The 6037-nt window shown below is 38.1% G+C and carries 6 protein-coding genes; 5 read left to right on the forward strand and 1 reads right to left on the reverse strand.

Annotated elements, in window-relative coordinates; translation table 11 throughout:
• From ACIFOT_RS30780 to ncs1, 5 genes are all read left to right on the forward strand, one after another.
• The coding region (locus ACIFOT_RS30780) for an oligopeptide/dipeptide ABC transporter ATP-binding protein (protein WP_430072368.1) at positions 1-434 on the forward strand (434 nt) is incomplete at its 5' end.
• Between the two features lie 100 nt (positions 435-534).
• On the forward strand, positions 535-1305 hold the full coding sequence (locus ACIFOT_RS30785; protein ID WP_430072372.1) for a sensor histidine kinase: 771 nt from the start codon (positions 535-537) through the stop codon (positions 1303-1305).
• A complete protein-coding gene (locus ACIFOT_RS30790) occupies positions 1283-1975 on the forward strand; it encodes a response regulator transcription factor (protein WP_430072375.1) in 693 nt (230 codons plus the stop codon). The genes ACIFOT_RS30785 and ACIFOT_RS30790 overlap by 23 nt, the downstream gene beginning before the upstream one ends.
• Entirely contained in the window at positions 1972-3294 is a 1323-nt protein-coding gene (locus tag ACIFOT_RS30795; RefSeq protein WP_430072378.1) for a hypothetical protein, read from the forward strand. The genes ACIFOT_RS30790 and ACIFOT_RS30795 overlap by 4 nt, the downstream gene beginning before the upstream one ends.
• Before the next feature lie 7 nt (positions 3295-3301).
• Positions 3302-4759, forward strand: coding sequence for an NCS1 family nucleobase:cation symporter (ncs1, locus tag ACIFOT_RS30800; RefSeq protein WP_430072380.1), 1458 nt, complete (start codon positions 3302-3304; stop codon positions 4757-4759).
• 27 nt (positions 4760-4786) lie between these two features.
• Here ncs1 and ACIFOT_RS30805 read toward each other — a convergent pair whose 3' ends face one another.
• Positions 4787-6010, reverse strand: a complete 1224-nt coding sequence (locus ACIFOT_RS30805; RefSeq protein WP_430072383.1) for an amidohydrolase — start codon at positions 6008-6010, stop codon at positions 4787-4789.
• Between the last annotated feature and the right edge of the window lie 27 nt (positions 6011-6037).

The following is a 6037-nucleotide window of genomic DNA, read 5'->3' on the forward strand; positions in this document are numbered from 1 at the left end:
TTTCTGCTTTGGATGTATCCATCCAAGCACAAATATTAAATCTATTAAAAAAGCTGCAAAATCAATTTCAACTCACCTTCCTTTTTATTTCGCACGATTTAAGTGTAGTACGTCATATTTCTGACCGGGTTATGGTAATGTATCTTGGTAAGGTCGTTGAAATTGCAGAAAAGAAAGCACTATTTGATTCACCGCATCATCCTTATACAAAGGCATTATTATCATCTATTCCTGTTCCAAATCCAACGTATTCAAGGGAGAAAGTTATATTAAAAGGAGATGTCCCCTCCCCTATCGACCCGCCTAGCGGATGTCGTTTTCACACCCGCTGTCCCTTTGCGACAGAGAGGTGTAAAATGGAAGAACCTGCTTTACGCGAAATAAATAAAAATCATTATGTCAGCTGCCATTTTGCAGAGCAGCTATTCCAATAAAGCTATTTTCAAAAATGAGGTAAATTAGATAAAATATTATATTAAAAAAGGGAGTGAGGTTTGACTCCCTTTTTCTACATCTAAAGGAGCATCTCGTTCCATGCTTAATATTGAAACTTTCTCACTTTATATCATGCTTTGTGTATTAGCCCCCTTATTAGGGGCCTTTACCTTGTTGTTCTTATTTGTATTTGAAAAACGAATTGACCTTCTAGAAAAACAAACACGGGAAATTGCCCTTGAAAAAGAGCTGCAAACAGCACTATATAATCAATTAAATCAAGAAATCCAGCCGCATTTTCTCTTTAATACATTAAATTCGATTTTAAGCTTGGCCAGGTTAGACAGAAAATCGGAACTAATTCGCTCAATTGAAACTCTTTCAAGATTACTTAAATTTAAATATAAAACCAATTCACCTCTAATTACAATCAATGAGGAATTATCCTATATTAATTACTACTTGGAAATACAAAAAATAAGGTTTCGTGAAAGACTTCATTATGAAATATCGCTCGATCCAGAGGTTGGACAATCTGTTATTATCCCTTTTTTAATTCAAACTCTTGTCGAGAATGCCTTTAAACATGCCCTTGAAAGGCATATCGGTGAAGCCTTTTTAAAGATCATAATTAATAAAAAAAATGAAGAAGTATATGTAACCGTTTGGAATAATTCTCTAGAAGGACAAGTGCTCCAATCTAACGATGGCGGCCTTGGATTAGAAAATATCGCCAAAAGGCTTGAGATTCTTTTTCCCGGGGATCGTACTTCCGTAACATTAACCAATACAGAATATGGGACCAGTGTAACCGCCATTTTCCCATTAGCAAAAGAAGGTGCAATAAATGAATATCCTTTTAGTCGATGATGAACCGCTTGAATTGGAACAACTTGAATATTTAATTCAAAAAAAATTTCCAAATTGGAAAATTTTCAAGGCTCTTGATGCCTCCCAAGCCCTTCAAATTATCAAACAACATGAAATCTTTATCGCTTTTTTAGATATCCAGCTGCCAGGAAAATCTGGTTTGGAGTTAGCGAAAGAACTGACCAGCTCTTATTCGATGGACATTATTATGGTGACAGCATTTCAAAATTTTGAATATGCACAGGCCTCGATAAGATTAGGGGTTATTGATTACATTACAAAGCCTGTTATTGAAGACGAGCTGATGGGTGTCTTGAGCAAGTATGAAAGGTTGGGTCGGTATACTGAGCCAATTGTAAACGCTTTACAAATCATACACCAGGAATATAGTGAAAAATTATCATTGAATTATTTGGCGTCTAAAATCCACATTAACCCTGCTTATTTAAGCAGAAAATTTCATGAGGAAGTCGGAATGGGCTTTTCGGAATATTTAAATGATTACCGTTTAAAAGAAGCGCAAAAAATGTTAATCGACTCCCCTGATTTAAGCATTAGCACGATCTCTGAAAGATGCGGCTTTAATAGCCAGCACTACTTTAGTCAAATCTTTCGGAAAATGACTGGACAATCACCACGGGACTACCGTTTAAAGGAGACATACCGTTGAATAAAAATTCTTTTCAATTTTATATTAGCGGTGCGATTAAATTAGGTGTTGGCTATGGGGTTGTCAGTCTTCTAGCAAGGTGGATAACAGGCAATACCATCCTTTCCTCTCCTGAAACGTTAATTAAATACGGATTAACAGGAGGACTTGGCTATTCCTTAATGGGGGCAATAGCACTCATTTTGTTTGGATTTATAGCCAAATTACTGCGTGATAAATTCCCTGATCAACAAACGATTGGGGATGTATTAAGAAAAAAATTAACACCGGCCGGTTACTGGATTGTCATCGTTATACTAATTTTTACCAGCCTGCACTCTCTATTTATTCAGGCAATGGGTGCCGGAATCCTCATCCACATAATGTTCCCTATTCCTGTTTTTATTGGGATGTTGTTGTTTTTAGGATTTTGTTTTTTTGTCGGAGGAATGGGTGGAATGCAGCGGATCCATCAACTTGCAGGTGTTAATGTCACCTTAATCTTCGGGACCGTTATCGTTATCCCTGTCTATTTCTTTATCCAGGAAGGTGTTCACCCTGTTTATGAGGGAATTAAATTATATCATCCGTACATTTTATTCTTTAAAAATACAGATTCGATTTGGTTTATTTTCACTGCTATCTTGATTGGTTTTGGACAGGCCATGATTGATCGGGCCACATGGCAAAGAGTATTTATTATTCAACGAGAAAAAGTACGGATGACCTTTACACTTGCAGGTGTTATTTGGGCCACGGTTCCTCTTGCCTTAACTTCACTCCTTATGATTATTATGTTTGGCAGAAGCTACAAAAATATATATTCTTTACTGTTTGAACTTGTAGATAAAATTCAATCAACCATGCTCATTGTTTTATTTGTCTCATTTTGCTTTAGTGTCATTTCGTCTGCCATTAGTTCAGAGCTGCATGCTACGACAACCTTGGTTGTAAAAAATATAATAGAATTATTTCACCCTTTATCAGATCGTGAGAAATGGAAAATTTCCTACATTTTTTCCGGTATCGTCTGTATCGGTTTACTCATTATTGTGAGTATCCTTACACCTAACCCACTGCAGCTTTTGTTTTTCACCGGAAATATTTATGCAGCAATCATTGTGCCGATGTTATTTATTATCCTTAGCAACAAAACTTTACCTGTAATCATTCCCCTTTCTTCTTTGATTGGTACTGTGGGAGGCTTGTTCCTAATACCTTGGAACGACAATTTGATGACCATTTGGGAGAGTTTCATTATATCTGGTGTTATCTGTATATTTGTTATGATTTATCAACAATTCTCAATACGATTTAGACATATCAGGAAGTCGGGGTGAGTTCAATTTGAAACAAGAAGATTCAAATATGTATAGCCCGGATTTATTACCAACATCCCCCGAAGCTCGTACCTGGAAGTTTGGACATTATTTCTCCATTTGGATGGGCTCCGTACATAATGTCCCATCCTACGTTACGATTGGTGGTTTTTTTGCGTTAGGTTTATCCATTTGGCAAGTATTTTTTATCATTATCCTTTCAGCCCTCATCTTGTCAGCGATGATGATCTTGAATGGGCATGCCGGAGGGAAATATGGAATCCCCTTCTCAATCTTAATCCGGACAAGCTTTGGCCGGAAAGGAGCCATTTTTCCGGGAATACTTAGGGGAGTTGTGGCAGCGATAATGTGGTTTGGATTACAAACCTATGCCGGCAGCCTGGCTGTCACCATATTAATTGGGGAAATTTGGGCGCCCTATACAACCTTAGGGACTAATTTAAACTTTTTAGGATTAAGTCTGTCCAGTCTTATTTCCCTTTTGCTCTTTTGGATGATCAATGTTTTATTTATCTTTGCAGGTATCAACTCGTTAGGGAAGTTAACGAAACTGCTCTCTCCTATGGTATTTATCGTTTTTGGGGGAATGGCAATTTGGGCCATTCATTTAGCCGGTGGAATCGCCCCCATCTTAAACTATCGTTCGAGAGGTGTAGACGGAAATAGTATATTAATTATTATAAGCTGCATTTCCGCCATTTTAGCCACCTGGGTTGCTCAAATATTAAGCGTTTCGGATGTGACAAGATATTCACGTTCTAATAAAGAACAGGTTTTGGGGCAAGCTGCTGGACTTTTCAGTACCTATTTATTGTTTGCTGTTGCAAGCATTACGATTATCATTGGCTCAGAGGTTGCCTTTGGGGTTCCAATCTGGAATGTTCTTGAAGTGATCGATCGCTTTGATAGCAAATTTGCAATTATCCTTTCTTTGCTAACCATTTGTTTATCGACAGTATCTGTTAACATTGTTGGAAATATTATTCCTGCCGGTTCTCAATTGGCAGCCCTTTTACCGAAAAGTCTCAACTTTAAATCTGGCGCAATAATCGCTGCGTTGATTGGTTTACTGATTATGCCTTGGAAGATTATGGAGAACCCTACCAGTATTTTTATCTTTTTAAATATGGTTGGAGGAATGTTAAGTCCTGTTATCGGGGTAATGCTTGTTCATTACTTTTTAATAAATAAAAAAGAAATTAATTTACAAGAGCTATATTCTTTAAAAACCAATATACGACCGACAAAAGAATTTAATATTCCTGCCATTCTAACAACCCTTTTGGCAGGCAGTCTAAGTTTACTCGGAAAATTTATGCCAAGCCTTGAACCGCTATATAGGATATCTTGGTTCAGCGGAATGCTTGTTTCTGTTTTTCTTTATCTAATATTTTATTATTTAAGCAATTGGTTTAATGCCCGCCATTTGGATCAGGATGCGGCAAGCATACCAAAAAGGGGATGATGGCATCATCCCCTTTTGCTATATAAATTAAGTTAACGACCCAGAAACCAAGTTACCTTGAAAAAATACGGCTTTACGGTTTGATCGCCTTGCAACGGCCTCTGCTGAACAGCTTGCTTCTACCAAAACTATATTGGCTGTATCTCCTTCTTTTGGCCATACCTGACTGCCTTCTTTGTTTAAAGGAGTTATTCCGCCAGTTATATATTTTAAGGATTGTGCGAGTGATACTTCATCTGTCCAGCGGCAGCGTTCAATTAATCTTCCAGCCCTTTCAAAGACATCCCCATTTCCCGTCGGCCACCACGAATCATAGATATTATCGTTGCCGATAGCCACTTCAACGCCATATTCAGTTAAAAGGTTTACCGGAGGAATGTTTCTTCCAATTGGAAGGCTCGTAACAATTGAAATGCCTGCCTCTCTTAAAATTTCCGCCATTTCAATTGCTTCTTCACGAGAAACATCTCCTAAACCAAAAGCATGACTGACTGCTACTCTTCCTTCCCATCCGGCTTCTTTCGTTAAAATGGCAAGTCGCTTCATCGTGAATGTACCTAAATGGCCAGGATCATGTAAATGCAAATCAATATCGGCATTCCCTTCAACTGCCAAATCCATTAATTGGACCAAAGAGGCTTCGATATTTTGATCGACAGTCGCTGGATCGACAGCGCCTACGAGCCCCGCCCCGTTTCTCAACGCTTCTCTCAATAGTTCTGCTGTTCCGGGACGGAGTAACCCGTGCTGGGCGAACGCTACAATTTCTGAACTTACTTTATGGGAATAAGTTTCTAAGGCATGCTGCACGCCTTCTAAATTTTGCAATTTCACTTCAGGATAAATATCGACATGTGTTCGAACATGTGTGGAACCATAGGATAATAGAACTTCAAGCAGCGCTTCTGCCCGCTGTTGTGTACTTGAGAGAAGAGATGCTAGAATATTTTTTTCAATATTACAGCGGTCTATTACCCCTTTAGCCGGGATACATGCGCGCCAAGCATCTCCCATGTAAGTTTTATCCAGATGGACATGCTTTTCAATAAAGGAAGGGAGCAAAAGCAGGCCTTTTGCATCTTTAACCGGAAGCTCATCTTCCCTTTGTTCTGCAGCTTTGATAATTTTTGCTATTTTCCCATCCTCTATTAATAGGTGACAAAGTTCTGTCTGTGTTTCGACAACTCTTTCATTCTCTTTTTTATATCCTGTTTCTAACCGAGCATTCTTTAACCAATATTTGTTATTCATTTCAAATCTTCCTTTCATTTTTTATTA

The sequence above is a fragment of the Neobacillus sp. NRS-1170 genome (assembly GCF_050468025.1).

What these genes read in the sequence shown, in the direction of transcription:
- ACIFOT_RS30805 (WP_430072383.1), bottom strand. Translation starts at nt 6,010, where the DNA reads ATGAATAACAAATATTGGTTAAAGAATGCTCGGTTAGAAACAGGATAT.
- ACIFOT_RS30790 (WP_430072375.1), top strand. Translation starts at nt 1,283, where the DNA reads ATGAATATCCTTTTAGTCGATGATGAACCGCTTGAATTGGAACAACTT.
- ACIFOT_RS30785 (WP_430072372.1), top strand. Translation starts at nt 535, where the DNA reads ATGCTTAATATTGAAACTTTCTCACTTTATATCATGCTTTGTGTATTA.